Annotated in this window: 22 protein-coding genes; 16 read left to right on the top strand and 6 right to left on the bottom strand. The window is 54.9% G+C overall.

What is annotated here, in order from left to right:
- Positions 1-203: 203 nt before the first annotated feature.
- The 6 genes from FIU92_RS21085 to FIU92_RS22960 form a co-directional block, all read right to left on the bottom strand.
- Complete coding sequence (locus tag FIU92_RS21085; RefSeq protein WP_254705421.1) at positions 204-641, bottom strand: plastocyanin/azurin family copper-binding protein; 438 nt, start codon at positions 639-641, stop codon at positions 204-206.
- A gap of 513 nt (positions 642-1,154) precedes the next feature.
- Positions 1,155-1,709: a tetratricopeptide repeat protein gene (locus FIU92_RS21080; protein ID WP_254705420.1), complete on the bottom strand. Its 555-nt coding sequence runs from the start codon at positions 1,707-1,709 to the stop codon at positions 1,155-1,157.
- Positions 1,710-1,826: 117 nt separating this feature from the next.
- The gene (locus FIU92_RS21075; RefSeq protein WP_152460692.1) at positions 1,827-2,654 is read right to left on the bottom strand and encodes a winged helix-turn-helix domain-containing protein; all 828 of its coding nucleotides are present in this window, start codon (positions 2,652-2,654) and stop codon (positions 1,827-1,829) included.
- Positions 2,655-3,013: 359 nt separating this feature from the next.
- A complete protein-coding gene (locus FIU92_RS21070) occupies positions 3,014-3,967 on the bottom strand; it encodes an autoinducer binding domain-containing protein (RefSeq protein ID WP_152460691.1) in 954 nt (317 codons plus the stop codon).
- Positions 3,968-4,154: 187 nt separating this feature from the next.
- A complete protein-coding gene (locus tag FIU92_RS21065; RefSeq protein WP_152460690.1) occupies positions 4,155-5,444 on the bottom strand; it encodes a helix-turn-helix domain-containing protein in 1,290 nt (429 codons plus the stop codon).
- A 366-nt stretch (positions 5,445-5,810) separates the two neighbouring features.
- Positions 5,811-6,305: a hypothetical protein gene (locus FIU92_RS22960; RefSeq protein ID WP_216646615.1), complete on the bottom strand. Its 495-nt coding sequence runs from the start codon at positions 6,303-6,305 to the stop codon at positions 5,811-5,813.
- A 383-nt stretch (positions 6,306-6,688) separates the two neighbouring features.
- Here FIU92_RS22960 and FIU92_RS22900 point away from each other — a divergent pair, with 383 nt between their 5' ends.
- The 16 genes from FIU92_RS22900 (at position 6,689) to FIU92_RS20990 (ending at position 18,019) form a co-directional block, all read left to right on the top strand.
- The gene (locus FIU92_RS22900; RefSeq protein ID WP_172978556.1) at positions 6,689-7,045 is read left to right on the top strand and encodes a hypothetical protein; all 357 of its coding nucleotides are present in this window, start codon (positions 6,689-6,691) and stop codon (positions 7,043-7,045) included.
- A 49-nt stretch (positions 7,046-7,094) separates the two neighbouring features.
- Positions 7,095-7,508, top strand: coding sequence for a thermonuclease family protein (locus FIU92_RS22895; RefSeq protein ID WP_170602109.1), 414 nt, complete (start codon positions 7,095-7,097; stop codon positions 7,506-7,508).
- A 474-nt stretch (positions 7,509-7,982) separates the two neighbouring features.
- The gene (locus tag FIU92_RS21050) at positions 7,983-8,606 is read left to right on the top strand and encodes a hypothetical protein (protein ID WP_152460688.1); all 624 of its coding nucleotides are present in this window, start codon (positions 7,983-7,985) and stop codon (positions 8,604-8,606) included.
- On the top strand, positions 8,603-9,028 hold the full coding sequence (locus FIU92_RS21045; protein ID WP_152460687.1) for a hypothetical protein: 426 nt from the start codon (positions 8,603-8,605) through the stop codon (positions 9,026-9,028). The genes FIU92_RS21050 and FIU92_RS21045 overlap by 4 nt, the downstream gene beginning before the upstream one ends.
- Positions 9,025-9,669, top strand: a complete 645-nt coding sequence (locus FIU92_RS21040) for a lytic transglycosylase domain-containing protein (protein WP_152460686.1) — start codon at positions 9,025-9,027, stop codon at positions 9,667-9,669. Before FIU92_RS21045 ends, FIU92_RS21040 begins: the two co-directional genes overlap by 4 nt.
- A complete protein-coding gene (locus FIU92_RS21035) occupies positions 9,666-9,947 on the top strand; it encodes a hypothetical protein (protein ID WP_152460685.1) in 282 nt (93 codons plus the stop codon). The genes FIU92_RS21040 and FIU92_RS21035 overlap by 4 nt, the downstream gene beginning before the upstream one ends.
- A 3-nt stretch (positions 9,948-9,950) precedes the next feature.
- Positions 9,951-10,229 carry a VirB3 family type IV secretion system protein gene (locus FIU92_RS21030; protein ID WP_152460684.1) on the top strand — a complete coding sequence of 93 codons (279 nt, stop codon included), beginning with the start codon at positions 9,951-9,953 and terminating at the stop codon, positions 10,227-10,229.
- Positions 10,204-12,588 (top strand): hypothetical protein, encoded by a 2,385-nt coding sequence (locus FIU92_RS21025; protein ID WP_152460683.1) that lies wholly within the window; start codon positions 10,204-10,206, stop codon positions 12,586-12,588. Before FIU92_RS21030 ends, FIU92_RS21025 begins: the two co-directional genes overlap by 26 nt.
- Positions 12,585-12,722 (top strand): hypothetical protein, encoded by a 138-nt coding sequence (locus tag FIU92_RS22890; RefSeq protein WP_170425207.1) that lies wholly within the window; start codon positions 12,585-12,587, stop codon positions 12,720-12,722. Before FIU92_RS21025 ends, FIU92_RS22890 begins: the two co-directional genes overlap by 4 nt.
- Positions 12,722-13,468: a type IV secretion system protein gene (locus FIU92_RS21020; protein WP_152460682.1), complete on the top strand. Its 747-nt coding sequence runs from the start codon at positions 12,722-12,724 to the stop codon at positions 13,466-13,468. The genes FIU92_RS22890 and FIU92_RS21020 overlap by 1 nt, the downstream gene beginning before the upstream one ends.
- The gene (locus tag FIU92_RS21015; RefSeq protein WP_152460681.1) at positions 13,465-13,965 is read left to right on the top strand and encodes a hypothetical protein; all 501 of its coding nucleotides are present in this window, start codon (positions 13,465-13,467) and stop codon (positions 13,963-13,965) included. Before FIU92_RS21020 ends, FIU92_RS21015 begins: the two co-directional genes overlap by 4 nt.
- Positions 13,962-15,017: a type IV secretion system protein gene (locus FIU92_RS21010; protein WP_152460680.1), complete on the top strand. Its 1,056-nt coding sequence runs from the start codon at positions 13,962-13,964 to the stop codon at positions 15,015-15,017. The genes FIU92_RS21015 and FIU92_RS21010 overlap by 4 nt, the downstream gene beginning before the upstream one ends.
- Before the next feature lie 17 nt (positions 15,018-15,034).
- Positions 15,035-15,679 carry a virB8 family protein gene (locus FIU92_RS21005; RefSeq protein WP_152460679.1) on the top strand — a complete coding sequence of 215 codons (645 nt, stop codon included), beginning with the start codon at positions 15,035-15,037 and terminating at the stop codon, positions 15,677-15,679.
- Positions 15,679-16,494, top strand: coding sequence for a TrbG/VirB9 family P-type conjugative transfer protein (locus tag FIU92_RS21000; protein ID WP_152460678.1), 816 nt, complete (start codon positions 15,679-15,681; stop codon positions 16,492-16,494). The genes FIU92_RS21005 and FIU92_RS21000 overlap by 1 nt, the downstream gene beginning before the upstream one ends.
- Complete coding sequence (locus FIU92_RS20995) at positions 16,494-17,174, top strand: hypothetical protein (protein ID WP_152460677.1); 681 nt, start codon at positions 16,494-16,496, stop codon at positions 17,172-17,174. The genes FIU92_RS21000 and FIU92_RS20995 overlap by 1 nt, the downstream gene beginning before the upstream one ends.
- Positions 17,175-17,185: 11 nt before the next feature.
- Positions 17,186-18,019: a TrbI/VirB10 family protein gene (locus FIU92_RS20990; protein WP_170575215.1), complete on the top strand. Its 834-nt coding sequence runs from the start codon at positions 17,186-17,188 to the stop codon at positions 18,017-18,019.
- The last annotated feature ends 114 nt before the right edge of the window (positions 18,020-18,133 follow it).

Genomic DNA, 18,133 nt, shown 5'->3' with positions numbered 1-18,133 from the left:
CCCGGTTTGACTGTTCTGACGTATGGTCGCCTTGCTATCACGGATAGTTGAATCTACATATCCGACTAAAATAGTAATGCTTTGGTCGTACAGATTTTTCGAAGGGTCCAGCAGCATTGCGGGCCAAAGAAAACAGGCCAGTCATACATGCGCCGACCTGTTTGGAGTTTTAGATGTCACTGGACTGATAGGGGGCTTTCGGCTCAGCCGCTCAACCCAAGCTGATCGATTTCTTCCCAGATTTCGGCGAACACCCGTTTCCCCTTGGCGCGCTGCTTGACGGCTTTTGCTGCTTCCAGGTTATCCAGTGCTCCTTCACCCTGAACGACCACGACGCCCACCATCCCCGCGGCTGCGTGCGGTGTACAAACATATCCATAGACACCGGGTTGCGTGAACTCGACCTCGATATCCTTGCCAATTTTTCCCTCCCAAGGTTCAGCACCCTCCGGGATCATCCCGTCAACGGACGCCGCATTGTGCCCCGGGTCCGTCGCCTTGAACAAAACAGACTGACCGGGATCTATGACGACCAGTCTGGGCAAGAAAATCTGTCGTTGTTTGGGGTCATCAGGATGCTTGTTCAGCATGTCCACAACAACAGGAGACGAAGCCCGGACGTAGGGAGCTGCCAAAAACATCGTGCCGGTCGCCAATAAAGTTCTGCGCGTCAGTATCATATTCTTTCCTTCTCTCTCGAACCAAGACCACGTTTAGTGGCGTTGAATGCGCACATTCATCCGGCGGCGTGTTGCGAACTGGGTTGGTCCTTTGCCGCGACTTTGTTTCTAAATTCATGTCCAAGAAACCGTCCATGATGCTTTGGTCGAACGCCGCGATCTAACGAAAATGGCGAAAGTCATGGAAATATTGGCACGGATTACCTTGCTAGACGTTCATGCTTTTCAGGTATCTGAAAGCATGGGACATGCAGCAAATTCCTGTGGTTTTTGGGCCCGCAACCCACGGAGGTCAAGGATACTAAATCATTGAAAAATAGTAAACTATCTTGCGATCCGCATTCTGGTTACAGTCTAAAACGACTTAAAGCATGTTGGACGGGCTCAAACTTGCGTTTGCCGCCACTTCGCTGGTGCGAATTCTTGTATCGCCAGGTTAAACGAGAGGATGTAATGGGATCTATTTGGCTCGATTCAAAATAGCGGCGCATACTTCCAGTTGTCCGCATCTGGTGTTATTTCATCCAGATCGTAATCGGCACCTTGCAATTTTCTGGCGACATCAAGCCCATCGCTTGCCGCTTCGTCAACATACCGACGCCCCAGTTCAGTATCTTGCGAAATGCCATGCCCCCGCATCAAGTTAACGCCATGGTTAAACTTCCCTACGGGGTCGCCTGCCTCTGCGGCACGTCGATCCCATTCTGCCGACGCGTCTGGATCGTATTCACCACCTAGTCCGTTGTTTTCAAGCTGGCTCATCCAGGTCATAGCCTTGGCAAAGCCAGCTTCGGCGCATTCTCTGGTAAGCCTCCGAGCCAGTTCAAAATCGTCGTTTTTTGTGACATTTATCCCAAGGGAACAAGTGATAGAGTCAATCACCCCCATCTCTATCTTCCGCACAATCATCTCTTTACCTGTGTCATCAGGATTGAGCGTGCCAAAATCGTCTTCCGTTTTGATGGGTGTTTCGGCGTAACTCTCGCTTGCGAAGATAAGGAACATAAGTGGTAGGTAGACAAGTTTCATAGCGGGTACATTCTACTAATGGCTGAAGTTCAGAACAGTTTCTGTGCATGTTTCCATTTAACCGCATCGCGCATACTTGTGTGTCAGAATCGGGCAAAAAAATTGCAAAATAGGTCGCTAGACAACGAAGCGGTAGCCGACACCGTGCACAGTTTCAATAAGGACTGGTCTGGATTTGTCCGGATCCAGCTTTTTGCGCAGGTTGATTATATGTTGGTCCAAGGCACGCGAGTTGGGAGTGTACTCGCGCGCCCACCCTCTGTCAAAGAGCTCGTCTTTCGTCACAACCGTGCCGACCCGTTCTTGCAGCAGCGAGAGCAACTTTACGTCGCGTGGGGTGAGGGAAACTTGCAGCGAGTCGCGCTGAACAACATAGCGTTTGGGATCAAGCTTGAACCCCGAGGATCGGGTTCTTTCTGTTTGTCTGAACCAAATGTAAACAAAGCCCAACAGACTTGCTATCGCAGTCAAAAGCAACAGCGCCAGTTGGTTAGATCCTTTCGACGCCAGCGCACCACTTGTGAGTTCTAAGTACTCTTCTAGTGACGCGCGTTCATAGATGAGACAGACGGGCGGTGCTGTACGACAATAAAGCAGTTGGCTGCTTTCAACGTCGAATGGTGCCCATATTGGAGTTTGGGTCTGCACCTGAAAATAGGCCAGTTCGGTTTCTGCCTCATCGGAAAACGTGTAAGGAACAGGCACCATTCCAGCTATCGGCGGGTATTGGCGTTGTCCGTCAGCGTTCCAAACCAAAGCACGAAGCAGCGGAATATCTTCCGTCAAGTGCCAGCTGATCTTATCGGGAGTATCGATAAGTTCAGCGATCATCTTCGCGTCGCTTTCTGCCTTCTGTTCCGCAATGACCCAAGGATCATTAAGCCGAACAAAGACTACCGCACAGATGGCACCAAAAGCGCCAATACCTACTGCTATCCGAAACATACGAACAGCCTAAGCTAAGCACAGTGAAAGCCAAATTAGACATTTGTGCAGGTTATTGAGAGGGGATATGATCTAGGGGTCCAAATTTGCAGACAGACCGCATTTATCCCGAACGCCGAGTGGATTAAACTCTGAGACGGAGCAATTATTGTCTTTACCACATGTGCGATACAGACGTCATTGAGGAGAATTTTGAGCTGATCTCGCGGAACTGCCAAAGCCTCAAGTAGTATAGTGCGGGTTGGTCGATGGATTGCATGAACCCACCCTTTTGCAGCTGATTACACCGATAGGTGAAATTATGTGAAACTTGCCCCTGCTCACAATTTTGCAAATCAAGCGGTGCACGTGGGCCGAACTCAGAGATGCCTGATCCACACGCATTGATCCCGGTTGGGCCCAAGTTCTTCGAGGATCCTTTCAGCATCCAGATTGAAGTCTTTGGCAATTTCCTGGACCTGAACCGCCTGAAAGCTATCCAAGTTCCGCACCGTTCGACCATCTTCAAAGGTGATCAACTCGTGTGATCTTCCAGACCAACGCACGATCCCGCCGCAAAGGGTCTGTCCTTCAACATCCGCAAGTTCGGCGACCGGGTCGGCAAAGAAATCGGTCCATTTAAGAATACCTGTGCTGACAGCTCTCGCCACTGCTTGTTCCGTTGTCCGGCACTTGAGTTTTGTGACGATCGAAGACGTCAAAGCATGCACCATTCTGGAGGAGAGCCCCGTCTGGCCAGCAACTACGGATGGGATCAATCCTGATGCGAGCATCTTCAGAACATCCATCTCCTGATCGGACAACGCATCCGTAGGAAAGTTGAAAACCGTATCAATCACATCGAGCGCGAGTAGATGCAGGACCTGCGCTTCGTGGCGAAGGGCAGGGAGCATACTCCCGACCAAGGCGTCCCAGTCGGAACGGCGCAGGTTGGAGGTAACCGTAAAGACGCCACGCTCCCCAAACGGATTGATAACCGGAATGGATAGTCCGTGCTGACCCACACCAAATTTTCTCGCTGCATCGAATAGCGGTGCGTGTTCACGCTGATCATCAAACACAGCCCAATCAATCGGGGCAATCATTGCGGCGCCAAATCGAATAAGGGGATCAATCAGAACCAGGTCGTTGTCGACGTAATGCCTGACCCATTCGGCCGGGAACGTGGTGCAACCGTGGACAACGTTGTGATGCTTGTCGATATGGGCGTAGGACGCATTCTCCAGCTCAAACCTGGAACAAATTTCCTGAAGGCGCGCCTCCCCGGTCTGTCTGAAATCCAGTTCAGAATTGCCAATGTCCGCGATTTTCATAGACCGTCTTCCTGTTCCGCGTTGCCGTCGAGGCCGATTAGCAACCTAAAGCTGAACAAACCACTCGGGATTTCCCGTAGCCAATCACAGATTTGAATACGCTTCTGTTCTGGAGGCGGAAACAGAGCAAAAACCTGCCGATGAGACACATGAATTGGAGAAGCTGGCAGCGCGCAACCCGACACGGTTAAATCCGCTTCTTGGGGTCTTGCGGAAACCCGTCTTCCTCCTCCCGGGCTCTTCGTGCCAACAAACCCATGAAACTGGAAATCAGGTTCAACTCCCCGCGCTCATCTGCGCGCACCATACCGCGAAGGTATCCGCCCGGATTAACCACGGGCGGCAGGCGCGGATCACTCAGCCTCGCGTCTATGATCAACCCGGCCAGGATTGCACCCATCACGGTCAAACGGTCAATCGCCGTATGCCATGCGGAGGCATTGGCGCCGATCTCCGACAATCGCGCCGAAACGCCGGTCTCAATCGCGTAGAGCGACGGGCTGGAATTCTGATCTCCGCCACCGGCGATATCGATATGCATACGCAGCTCGGGTGAGGCCAGTTCATATAGGATGCGGTTATTCACCTGCGGTAGTTTTTGGGCCTTGCTTGATGCCGTATCTGTCGGATGATTGCTTTCTAAGCAATGCGGAGGGCCGTAAGGCCCGGAGCCAGAACAATCTGGTTCCGAGGCTTCAGCCGAGGGCATTGTAACTTCGCCATCGGCGTTACAAGACAGAATTTCTTCTTCAATTTGGTCTTGTATATGGCACCCGAAACAGGCTTCGGGTTCACCCGAAAATTCACCGGGTTTTTTAACATATATTTCGATCCGCTTCCAAAGATCGTGAGCTGCCTGAACATGTGATCTGAGCCCATCCAGCGACATGTATTTCAGCTTGTCGGCACGCGGCCAGGATCGAAGTTCCCCCATCATGTCTTCCAGGCCTTCAGGACTGCAGGGGAGCGAGGCAAACACTGCCAAGCTGTGTTTCACATGTCGGTAAAGCCGTGATCGATCCCCGCGCAGCTCGTCATGTTCTTTCTTCTCGGCTTTGCTTTGCTCGTCTGCGTCGCGCATCTCTGAAATGAGGTTTAGGGCAGGGGTCAGAAAGAGGCCGAGCCCCTTGCGCTTACAACGCGCCCCATTTGCACCAAGCCTGCGTTCGAGCAGGCCAATCATTTCCAGTTCTCGTTCGTGATTGTGGATTGTCCGATCTGTCACGCCTCGACCGGCAATGAGGGTTTCCTGGCGCGCGTAGCAAAAGGGTTCCTGAGACGGGTCTCGAAAAGCACATGGCGTAATCATATCGATGATGATCTCTAAGGTGCGAATACAATGGGCTGATGCGCCTCTGATCTGCGCATATCCCACGCAGAGCTGCCGAAACCTGTCTCGATTCCAACCCTCGGGAAGGCCGTTGTGGAAGCGTATATTTTCGTGGTGATGGACGGATGCGATCTGCCGAAAGCTCATCGTATTGGCTTCCCTTGGCAAAGGTCAGTATTGGCATCGCAGCTTAGCGGGGCAGGGTGTTCGGTATGGTTAAGGGGTCTCATAGTCTGCTTCTCTTTGGGGAAGCAAGGCAGGTTGAACCTCAGCAAATAAACACAGAAAAACCGTTCGCACAGATGCGTTTATCCTTGTCAGAATTTTGGGAACTTCCTATAAATCAGGTGATCAAACTTGACTTAAGAAGATCCCCGCTGAGGCCCCGCCTTGCGGGGGTTTTTGTTTCTGGGATTAAGCTTTTCCTCCGGGCCAATCGGCCTGGTTTAAAAGTGCAGCTGGTGATTTTGGTGGCATAGCCAGAAGTAACGCGTTGTGCCGCAGGTAAGAACCTCAGTATCGGATGAGTTCATAATCGCTGAACCCGAATGTATCGGTCCACTCGACGCCAACGCCACGGAAGTAGCTGGGAGGTTCGCAGCGATTGCCAAGGGGCAGCCAGGCTGGGATCGGCGCAGGAGCGTGATCGGACCATTGAAAGCTCGCATGATCGCCATAGCTGCCAACCACAAGATCAAGCGAACGCTCGCAGTCGCCCTCTCGCGAATGACGGCGATAGCTGTAGTGGCGCACATCCCAAACCCTGATGGATCTCACAACGTCGAAATCGGGTGAGGAAAGATCGACGCTGATCGGTGTGGCTTGAAAGCTATCGCCGGATTGGCCATGAAATGCCTGGATCGCTTCTGTTGAGATCGCAACATCTACCAGCAATGGCTCAGTGGTATCGTCAGATGGAAGTTCTGGAATAGGGTTGGCGCTACTGCGTTTGATTGCTTCCAACCGTTCCATAGGACTCAAGTTGGAGGTGCTGTCTGATGCATTCATCGGACAGCGCCAAAGTTGCAGCGGAGGCTCTACCGGATAGGGAGTGATGCGCCGAATGAACTCCGCCTTGGCTGCGACGCAATCAGCCGAACTTGGCCAACCCCCGGCGAGGCAAAGGAATATGGCACAGTCAATTGGATAGGCACTGGCCTGCGTGGCCGGCAGTACAGCGAGTGCAACTGCAAGGGCCTTCGCGCGAGTTCTATTCCTGGATTTTGAGTGTTTCAAGATGGTCTCTCCTGCTTGCGAATCGCTTAAGCAATATCCGGCCAATATATTTCTGACAATCCAATATCGTATATTGGAGTGCTTTCTTATATTGACGTAGATTGTGTTTTAGTCCACAACTTTTGGATGTAGAAGACGGCCCATAGGGGGTCGTCATGGCGGACAACAAGAGACAATACACTGTGGTAACCATCGAGATGGTCCGGGGCCTGAAAGAAGATCAGGTTCCCTTTACATGCCGCTACGAATTTATCGGACTCGCTTCCCTTGGACGACCTAAGTACCACTGCATTTACAGCTCGCCGAACTATGTCGGAGCCTTGTGCAAGTCGAAGATCTCTCGCGCGGGCGCTGAGCCCAGAGAGTTCGATCTTTGGCCGGGGCTTTTTAAGCATCACCAGGAATTTGGCGACGGGCGCATTCTCTGCGTCAAATCAGATTATACGATCGAGTCGATTACCCCAGAGGGTCTCGAAGCAGCCCAAGCCTTGGACGCGAAAACTAAAACCTGATCGGTCACGTTCGAGAACCCGGCTCATCAAAAGTACTGGGGCAGGGCACATGAAACGGCTCTTGTTTCTCAGCGCTACACTCGCGTCTTTGTTTTTTGTTGCGGTCTGGATTGAACCATCAAAACAAACAATAACCCTGAGCGCATCCGAGGTGATTGCCGTTGATGGTGACACCATCGACCACGGTGATGACCGCTACCGCCTCATCGGTTTCGACACTCCTGAGACCTTCCGCGCACAATGTGAGGCCGAGAGAGCTTTGGGTCTGAAAGCCAAAGACCGCCTGACGGAGATCATTCAGACCAGTGGGCAGATAGAATTGGTTATCCAACCAGACCTGGACGTGCATGACCGTTTCCTCGCGGTCGGACGTTCAGGTGGTCAGGAGATAGGGAAAACTCTGATATCCGAAGGTCTCGCGCGACCCTATTCGGGCGGCAAACGCGGGTCCTGGTGCGGCTAGACGAAAGGACTGAGCGACGACTTGCAGAAAATGGAACAAAACCACCGAGCAGTGAGCGGTCCTGTCGATTGCGCCAACAACCGACAGGACAAGAAACGCCCCAAATCCATCCGGGCATTCCTCAAACATCAAGAGAGAACTGTACTATGGTAAAAACAGTAACCCTAGATGCCGATCTTAGATCGGACAGCACCGCGCCAGAGTCAATGGGTGCGACCCTGGACAACGTGCCTGCACCTCCGACCGCTTAGCGCTGTCTGACGATTTGGGCGAGCGGGACATCCGAACGTTTCAGCTAGGCCATCCGACTAAGAGATCCGAACCAGACATTGGTTTTTTGCGGCGCCTCTGAAGGTTCCGTGTTGTGTCCCGGCACCCTTTTCCCACGGCCCAGATGACCTGATGTCGAACCCCATAATAGTAATTATGTAAAAACTACTGACCTATTTTTTGAAAGGCGGAAAGGTGATCACAGTGGCCTTCGACACTATCGAAAGCAAGATTGATCGGCGCTGGGTGCCTGCCGCCCAGAGCTTCGAGCAAGCCCGTAAGGACATTCTCACCGTAATCCGCCACCTTGCCGGAGAACGGTCAACCATCAAGCGCGGAATGCGCGAATACTGGCTGGAAAGCGATGCCCGCGCCACGGCTTTCGGAATCGCGCTCGAAATGTTCCATGTCCTCAATGATCTTGAGTATGTCCGTGCAAATCGGCTCTACAAAGCCTTGAAGTTGCACGCAGACGTTAACAAGGCGTTGGGTCCGAAAGAGCTGTTCCGCTTTGCTTCACCGGAAAAGGCCGCTGCGCTCATCCAAAGCAGCAGCCGAGCAAACTATGCCAACTCATACGCAACCCTGAAATTCGGTTGCGACCTGTCAGGCACAATCGACGCCGACACCGCGCGCGACGTTCTGAACCGGCATGAAGCCCTTTGGTTCGTTTACCCAAACGCCACCTATCACGTTCACCTGATCCGTGAGGGTGTCTGGCTGGACATCGTTATGCCGCTTGAAGTGGTCGTTGAGCTGCGCCTTGAAGTGGATTTCGCAATGCAAATCCGACAAGCGGAACTTGATGCGCAGGGAGCTTTGTCATGAACAAGCCTGCGCGCAAAGTTCTTCCTGATCGTCGGCTGGCTGAAACACGCCGCGTTGAAACTCCGCAAGGGCACACTGCCTTTGTCACCATCGGGTATGATCCGGCGTCGCCAATCAAACCCCGTGAAGTGTTCTATAGCGGCGGTTTTCGCTCTGGCAGCGACCTCGAATACCATCTGCATGATCTGTGCGTTCTGATTTCGCTGTTGCTGCAGCACGGCGTAGCAGCTTCGTTTCTGTCGCGCTCTATCGCTCGCAAGACTTCGGCCCTTGGTGGCGAAGAATACGCAAGTCTCGCAGGCTGGTTGGTGGATGCTGTCAGCATTCCGCCGTCCTGGACTGATGAGTACGTGGCCGCGACCGGCGACGAACAGAACCCCTCCAATTCCTCGCCAACTCAAGCAAAGGAGAAATCCGAATGATCGCAGCAATGCGGCCCCTTCTGCTCGTCTCCACGGCATTTGTGGCGACCGGCGCAAGCGCCCAGGTCATCGAATACGAGCCGGATGGCAGCGTGTTTCTGAACGGTGCGCGGGCAGAAATCGTCAATGGCGTCGTTCGGCCAATCCGGATGCGTGAGTACACGCTTGACGAAAAACCGGAAGCGCCGAAGGCCAAGCCACAGGAAAAGATCGAGATTGCGGGCAAGGCACCGCGGCCTCGCAGATCCTCGGGCGGCTGGTCGCAGGAGCGGATCGTCAAAGAAATCCACGCAGCGGCGGAACGCCATGACATTCCGGCCGAGTTGTTCATGGCGCTGGTCTGGCAGGAAAGCCGGTATCGGGCTGACGCTCTGTCACCCAAGGGTGCCTATGGCTTCGCACAGCTCATGCCCGGAACGGCGAAAGACCTGGGCGTGAACCCAAAGAACCCTGCAGAAAATCTCGACGGTGGTGCCCGCTATTTGGCGGCGCAGTACCGCGAGTTCGGAACCTGGAAGCTGGCGCTTGCCGCCTACAACGCCGGGCCTCACCGCGTCGTCGAATACGGCGGCGTCCCCCCCTTCACCGAAACCCGCAATTACGTGCGGATCATCCTAAGCAAAGTGAGCACTTCCTCATGAAAAGAACCCACTTCTACCAGCAGATGGCGTTTTTCGCGATCACTGCGTTCATCATCACAGCAGCGCCCGCCTCCGCTGGCTGGCTGCAAGATGCCATTGGCGATTTCATCAACGAAACGCTGGCCGACTCGAAGGTCGTTGGCGTCAGCCTTGCCGCTGTCGGCTTCATCTGGGGCTGTCTCGCCTACGTGTTCGGCTGGGGTTCGCTGAAAGGCCCGGTAATCGCTATCGTCGTCGGCGCTGTTATCGGCCTCGCTGATACATTCATCGGAGGCTGATTGATGCCGCGCCGCAATACGGTCTTTCGCGGCCTGAGCCGCCCCGCAGAATGGGGCGGCTTACCCGTGATCTATCTGCTGGTGATCCTCGGGATGACCATGCTTTCGTTCTTCATGTTCGGGATAGCGCCAGCAATCATTGCGGGTTTTGTTTTCTACACCGGGCTTCGCCTCTTTTACGAATGGGAACCGGCTTTCTTCCGCGTCCTGTCCGTAACCCTTTCCAAAACTCCGCGCACCAAAAACCGCCAGCATCATGGGGGAGATTACTATAGTGCCTAAGCCTGCTGCACAGGATTTGTGGACCCTTGCCCGCTCGTTGATCGAGCCGAGCTGGCGCAAGGATGAAATGAGCCTCTTTCAGATGTTGCCGTATGGCTATGTCGTGGACGATGAGGTCATTTCTACACGCAACGGTGGCCTCATCGCCGCTGCAGAAATCACCGGAATCAACGCAAACACGCTGGACGAAAACGAGTTCGAGTTCCTGGCCGAACGGTTTGAGCGTGTATTGCGCACGACACCCAATGAGGTGGCCTTTTATGTTCATCGACTGACCGTCCCAGCTGAGACTGGTCATGTCATCACAGATCCAACCGGCTTTGCCGGTGCAGTGGCGCAGGCCATGCGCTCAGCGTCCGTCGATGCAGAGCTGAAAGAACGCAAGATCATCATCAGCGCCATTCTGCAAAAGCGGCAGGATGAGCGGGCAAAACAGATGTTCGGCATGTCGTCTGGAACGATAGACGAGGAACGCCGCGAAATGATGGAACAGCTCGACGGTGTGTTCACAACACTGGCGGGCACGCTGGGCGAGGCCCGTATGCGCCGGCTGAAGCTCAGCGAGGGGCGTTGGCTCGGCTATTATGGAATGCTGTTGAACGGTCGGTATCAGCCGATCATTCACACGAACATTGCAGAACCCATCGCCTTCAACATGCCGCAAGAGGATGTGCTGTTTCAGGGCAAGCGCGGCAAACTGGTCACGGGCGACGATCAGGAACGCTCCATCCGTGTCTATTCCCTGAAGAATTACCCGATGGCTTCGTTCCCCGGCATTTTCGACGGGCTAGACCTGCCGGTTGATGTCGTGATTTCGCAATCCTTCCTGCCGATCAGCCGCGCCCAGGCGCAGGAAATGGAACGCCGCAAGTCGGGACAAATGCGCTCGGCAGGCGACAAGGCAAAGTCGCTTGAAGAGGATTTGTCCATTCTGGCGGACGGCATTGCCTCCGGCACCATGTCACTCGGCAAGCACCACCTGTCGATCTGCGTGTTTGGGAACGAGGAAGATCTGAAAACCGCCGAAAAACACATCATCGGTGAAATCCAGATTTCGGGTGGCACGGTGAAGCGCGAAGCGATGTCGGCCCGTGCCGTGTACTTCGCACAGCACCCCGGCAATTTCGCGTTCCGCGCCCGTGAAGAACTGATCACGGACCAGAACTTTGCGGATATGGTTGCGTTCCACATGCGCCCCAAAGGGTTGGATGCGGAAAAGCTACCTTGGCCGGGGCCATTGGCGACTTTCCCGACGACACACGGGGACAGCTACGATGTTTCGCTGCACCTTCCCAAGACCAGTAACGACCCTGAAAACCTGCCCTCCGGGCATACGATCGTTCTTGGACCGAACGGCTCGGGTAAAACTGTGATCGCGATGCTGCTGGCAACAATGGCGGTTGCACAGGGCGCGCGGATCATCGCTTTTGACAAAGACCGGGCAATGGAGGCTCCAATGCGGGCGCTCGGTGCGCAGTACATCCGCGTCCGAGTTGGTGAGCCAACCGGCATGAACCCTTTTCAGACCGAGACGGATGAGGCTGGGCAAAGCTGGCTCGCCAATTGGGTCATTGCCCTGTTGAGCTATGACGAACCACTGACCACCGATCAGAAGGATGAAATCACAAGGGCTTGCCAAGCCAATGCCACTTTGCCGCCTGCGCTTCAGAACTTCGATTCACTGGTGGAACGGTTCAGAGCCTTTGACGATGACAAGAACCTGTACAAGCGTGCAAGTGAATGGGCGGGCGAAGGCCGCTTGTCCTGGATGTTTGGCGAGGGTGGCTCAGATCCGTTTGCTGCTGGCGACCGTCATCTTGTGTTCGATATTTCTGAGGTTCTGGATGACGAATTGGTGCGGCTGGCATGGATCAGCTACGTCATGCGCCAGATTGAACGCCGCTGCGCCACCAAGATACCCACTGTCTTTGTGATTGATGAAGCATGGGTAATTGCTGGCAACCCTTATGGCGCTGGCATCCTCATAAATGCCTACACCACGTATCGGAAGCTGAACGTCATGATGATGATGATGACGCAGATCCCCGATCACCTCCTGTCGTCAGCGGCAAGTAAGTCGATCCTGGAAAACACCAGCACGCAACTCTTGTTCCCCTCTCGATCCGGCAATGAAGCAGACTACCGGGCAATCGGCTTGAACGATTCAGAGCTGGGCGCGCTGAGGGCGCATTTTGGCGACCGCGTAATGCTCATGAAGAAAGGTGATGAGAGTGTTTGGCTCGATGTCGATGTCGGCGCGCTCGGCCCGCTTCTTCGTGTTCTGAGCGGATCAGACGGAAAATCGTTCCCTGATCCTGACTGGCGAAAAAACCCCAACTTCTGGAAGGAAATCACATGAAAGCCCGCCTTGTCATCACCCTTGTAGTTCTGGCCGCTGTCTCGGCCTGCACCAGCACCTATTCGGGCTATCGCAGCAAATGCGCCTGTGACTTTGAGCGCATGACCTCCCCTGAAAACTTGGAGTTTGTCTGATGGATATTTCAAAGAAATTCCGCACAACCATTGCTGTTTCGGTTCTGGCCGCCCTGCCAGTTATGACGGCAGCCCAAGGTGTTCCGACCATCGACGCCACGGCCATTGCACAGGACGCAGCCAATTCGGCCCGCGAAGTCGCGGAAATGGTCCGCCAATACGAACAGCTGATGCAACAATATGAGAAGCTCGAGCAGCAGAGGGCACTGCTCGAAAACTCCCTCAAAACCATCAGTGGTCTGACGGATCTGGACCAGTTCAACAGCCGCAGCTTTCTGAAACTGGCAACGGCAGCTGACACGCTTGGATACGCCTTGAACGCGACCGAAGATACGATTGGCGATCTTCCAGGCGTCGCCGGACTCGCGATGGAACGCCGATCAATCAGCCTGGGGCTGAACAATGGAATCCTTAAAGAATTCAGTACGTCAGACGTGCCAGCCCGGCGCATTCTCTCGGAGCGAGGTGGCGCTGGCTTGATGGCATCGGCCTTGGGTGAGAATGGCTATGACATGGCCGGTCAGCTCTCCGAAGATGCAGAAAAGCTGCGCGGTGAAATCGGTCAGCAAGAAGATCTGAAGGATGCAATCGACTACAACACGGCGGTTCTCCTTAAACTCCTTCAGGTTGAAATTGAAATCTTACGCGCAACCTCGGCTAATGCTCTGGCGTCGGGCACGGATCTGGCTGCAACCGCTGCCGATCTTTCGACACTCAGCAACTATGTACGAGGAACCTCACAATGAAACTCCGCTCAACTCTCATCCTGACCATTGCAGCCGCCGCCGTTATGTCGGGGGCTGCATCGGCACAGGTGAAGCTGCGCCCATCACCCAAGGTCGATATGCCGTTCGGTGAATATCGTAAGTGCCTTGGGTACTCGGGTGCGCGTGAGTACGGTCGTCAATTCGTCAAAAACGATCAAGCGCGCATGGCCGAAGCGGGCCAATCCGCAGACAAGCAGCCTCTTGTGACCAACTGGTCGGTGGTGATCCTGAATGAACAGGTCATCGCTGCGCACGAGGCCACCATCGAGCAATGCATTCTGCGCAAATCTGGCGAGACCTTCAGCACCGAATGTCCGCTGGGCGGTTTAAGCCGTGAGGACGCCGCCCAAAAGGTCGGAGCTGACCAAGACGAGTTTTGGACCCAACCGTCCGACAATCTTGCCGCGCTGAAAAAAGAGCAACGGACCCGTCTGGAAGCTCTGCGCCCTGCAATTGAGGAGGCTTGTGGGCCGTGATCCAAGATTTCGTCAGCTCGATTGAGGCTGCGCTAAATAACTTCTCGCAGCAAGCATACAACAGCCTGGCGGCGGATCTAGCATCCGCCCTCTGGGCAATAGCCGCGCTGATCTTCGTGGCAATGCTGATCAACGGTGTGCTTCAAATCCGAGAAATCGGGTTTGGTGGCTATGTCGGCTGGATCATTCGGGCGACGATCATCATTGGTATGGCTTCTAGCTGGAGCTTCTTTCAACCCATTTATCAGGGCATTTCGAGCCTCCCAGACACGATTGCCGGAGAACTGACCGGCACAACAAATGTCTGGGAAGCACTCGATGACATTGCGCTTCAGTGTTTCTTGATGGGCCAGCAGGCTATTGAAAACGCAACCTGGGGTCTGAGCATCACCGGGGCTATTCTCTGGGTTGTTGGGGCTGTCATCGTTGCTTTTGGCACCGGCATGGCGCTGATCGCAAAAGGCGGTCTAGCGGTCCTGCTGGGTCTAGCGCCTGTTTTCATCGCAACGCTGCTCAGCTCGGCAACAGCCAATATCTTCGCAGCCTGGGCGAAAACGACTGTTGGCCTGATCATGGTCATCGTCGTTCTGACAGGCATCGTTTCTCTTATTCAGGCCCTTTTCAGCTCCGAACTGACCGCTGTTGAGGATGTGAACAATATGGAGGCCAGTGGCCGGTTTTTGGCGATCTGCATTGTTTCAATCGTGATGCTCACGCAGATCCCGTCGCTCGCGGGCGGGATGTCGGGTGCAATCGTTTCGGCATCCTCGGGTCTTGCCGTGGCAACTGGTGCTGCAGCAGCCGCAAGAAGTGCATTGGGCACTGCAAGCGACGGCGCAAGGGGTGCAGTAGCCGGTGGGAAAACTGCCGCTGCTATGGCTTCCGCAGCACGTGACGGGACTGGCGTTCGTGACAGCGCGTCTCGCGCAATGCAAGCGCGTCGGGACATAGCGCACAGAGCCCGAAATCAGGATGGGGCAGCTCGTCAGAGCTACGCCGCTGACCGTTACCGGCAGAGCATTCGACAAGCTCGCGCCAATAAATCTTCATAAATCGAGGTACAGAGCAAATGTCACACGTGACAGATCACGAAAAAGAACTCTTTCTGGGCGCACGCCGCGATGCCTTCAAATGGCAGGTATTCGGCATGGTCGGCATGGCAATGGGCGTGGCCTCTATGATTGGCTGGGCGATGCTCCTTCCCCTGAAGGAAATCCGCGCGGTGCCATTCTCCATTGATCCGGACACGAAACTGCCGGTCCTGCTGACTGAAAAAGTCGAAGAACTGGAACCTTCTGAGGCGATGGCCTTCCGTGAAGTCGCAAATTATGTGCGCGACCGGGAAACCTATGATGTCCAGGACAACAACGAGCGCCTGAAATCGGTGCTGCGTCGTTCTGATGAGCTGGCCGAAACGTCCTACCGCGAACTGTGGGACGGTTCGAACGACAACCATCCTGACGAAATCTATACGCCCAAGACAAAGGTGCAGACCGAAATTCTGGGCGTCTCGCCGGTCAACGATGAGACGGTGCAGGTCGAGATCCGCAAGTCCCTGATCGTGCCAAACCAAGCAACGGCCTCAGCCCGCTACGTGGTCACTGTGACCTACGGGTTTGAGGAAAAAATCGTGACGTCGATGGATGAGCTTCTGGAAAATCCGTTCGGCTTCGTCGTCACCAACTACCGCGTAGACGCCATAGGGAAGGTCTGATGCAGCGTTCTTTCAAAACACTCACCGCCACCGCCGCAGCAGTTTTGGCATTCTCTACGCCTCTGCTCGCTGAAATCACACCGACGCCAGACGGAAAGAATGCGGATCATCGCATCACGCATTTCCATTACGTCGAGAACCAGGTGTACCGCATCACTGTAGGTGAACGCCTGATTACCTATGTTCACTTTCCGCAGGGCGAGACCGTCCGCAGCATTGGCGCGGGCGACACTGAGAGTTTTCAGATCACCCGCCTGCAGGAAGGTCGCGTTATTGCGTTCAAGCCAGAAATCCTGAACTCGGATTCAAACCTGACCGTCCTGACCAATCGCGGGACATACAACTTCTATCTGGTTCCGGCCGAGAGCGCCGCCGAACGCAAACGTGTTCCATTTCGGGTCACGTTCTACAACAAAAACAACAGCGGCGGGACCACAACGCGTCGCGGCACAGTCGCTCGGAGCGAGCCGAAGCCAACTGGCCGGTTTGTGAACCAGAACTATTCGCGCTCGGGCAAAGCGGACTTTGCGCCCACCGCCGTGTGGGATGATGGCGTTCACACCTATATGCAAATCCCGCAGGATGCGGAGTTGCCGGGGATTTTCCGTGTCCTGCCTGATGGCCGCGAGCTGATGGTGAACACCACAGTCAAAGAGCGCGGCATTATCCAGGTGCAGGGCCTTTCCGACCTTTGGACACTGCGCATCGAAGACACTTCGATCTGTGTACGAAACGATGGCGACGCGTTTCAGCAGGCGAGTGCAACGGGCAGGCCCGTTACTTCACAGACAGTTAAACCGGGGGGCAGCAAGTAATGGATCGCAATCAGACAATTGCGGCACGGGCGGCGGCTGAACAGCCGTCGCAACGTGTCCGGAAGAAGTTCGACCCAAAGAAGCTGATAACCGTTGCGATCGCAGGAGCGGTGTTCCTGGGCTTTGTATGGTTTGTCATGGGCCATGAAAACAAAAGCACGAACACGGGTGTCCGCGTTGACGCTTTGCAACAAGGTGGTGGCGAGCGATACGGGCTTTTGACCGCACGGGGACCAGAGGCCGATGAGCCGGAACCAGAGGCTTTGCCCGAGGAAATTGAGGTGGCAACACCGGCAACAGTGCCGCAGGTCGATTCCGAAGGGCTGAAACAAGCCTTGAAAACTATCGAGCAACAGAACGGTCGGATTTCCGATCTGCAAGACGAGCTGACGGACGCCAAAGTTTCGCTGTCCGAAAAAGACGGTGAAATCGCAACGCTGAACCTGACCAATGAACGCCTTCAGGTCAGATATGATGAGCGAGAGAAGAAGTTCCAGACGGAACTTGCCCAGGCCATCGCAGATGCGGAGGCCCGGGCACTTGCCAGCGTAAGCCACCTTCAGGCGCAAGGTCTGACCGATGACGAGCGGCGCAGACTCGAAGAACTGAAGAAGATGCGCCAGCGGCAGAACCAGTCGGACGGCATTGTGTTCGATGAAAACCCATACGGCAGAAACTGATGGAGCTGACGATGAACAGAACAGCACTCACCCTCGCCCTGGTCACGTTGGCCTCAAGCGCGATGGCACAGGACGCACCCGGTCAAAACTACCAGCCGATCAATGGTGGATCGCAGCCGGTCATTTTCCAACCCTTCCCTGCAGCGCCGCAGCCGGTTCAAGTCCAGCCAGACGACACCCGCCTGCCTGAAGATCAACGCGGCTATCAGGAAAACCAAAACACGACATGGCAAAACAATCTGGTCGAAGAATATCCCCCCATCGTCGGGGCCTCGATCATTGACGATCCGTCGCGCACCCTGACGCAAGGCACGGTTTTGTCGGCTGTGTTCGGTGGCGCGGTCAGCTCGGAGTTGCCCGGCAGTGTCGTGGCGACGATTACACGTGGCGTCTACTCGATGGACGGCACGCGTTTGCTTCTGCCGCGCGGATCGAAGCTCTTTGGCGAGTATCGAGCGGACACGACATTGGCGCAAACGCGCATCATGATCGTTTGGAGCCGTGTCATCACGCCTGACGGCCTGTCAACTCAGGTCGGATCGGCTGGTACGGACGGTCAAGGCCGGACTGGTGCGACCGGCAGGGTGAACACACACTTTGGGAAACGGTTCGGAACTGCAGCGCTGTTGTCCATCATCGGCATTGCGCCGGTGGCACTGGTCTCTGACAACGATAGCAACAACTCGGTTCGCACTGATCTGGCAACGCAAGTGGGGTCTAACCTGCAGAACGCTACGGCAGCGGCGCTTGATGAATACCTGCGCATTACTCCGACAGTCTTTGTCGATCAGGGCAGTCGCATCAACGCCATCCTGCAGCGCGACGTTGTGTTCGATAGCTTCTGAGCGCGAGCCAATGAGCCGACCGCCTCAGCAGTCTTTCCGGCCGCTGCCAGCATGATCGAGTGCGGTAGCGGCCTTTTTTGAAGCAAATTCAGCACTTTTTGGAAGCAATGAATC

Origin of the sequence: Ruegeria sp. THAF33 (assembly GCF_009363615.1) — a bacterium.
Lineage (GTDB): Bacteria > Pseudomonadota > Alphaproteobacteria > Rhodobacterales > Rhodobacteraceae > Ruegeria.
The sequence above is the reverse complement of the archived record's forward strand: the minus strand, read 5'-3'. Positions and strand labels throughout refer to the sequence as shown.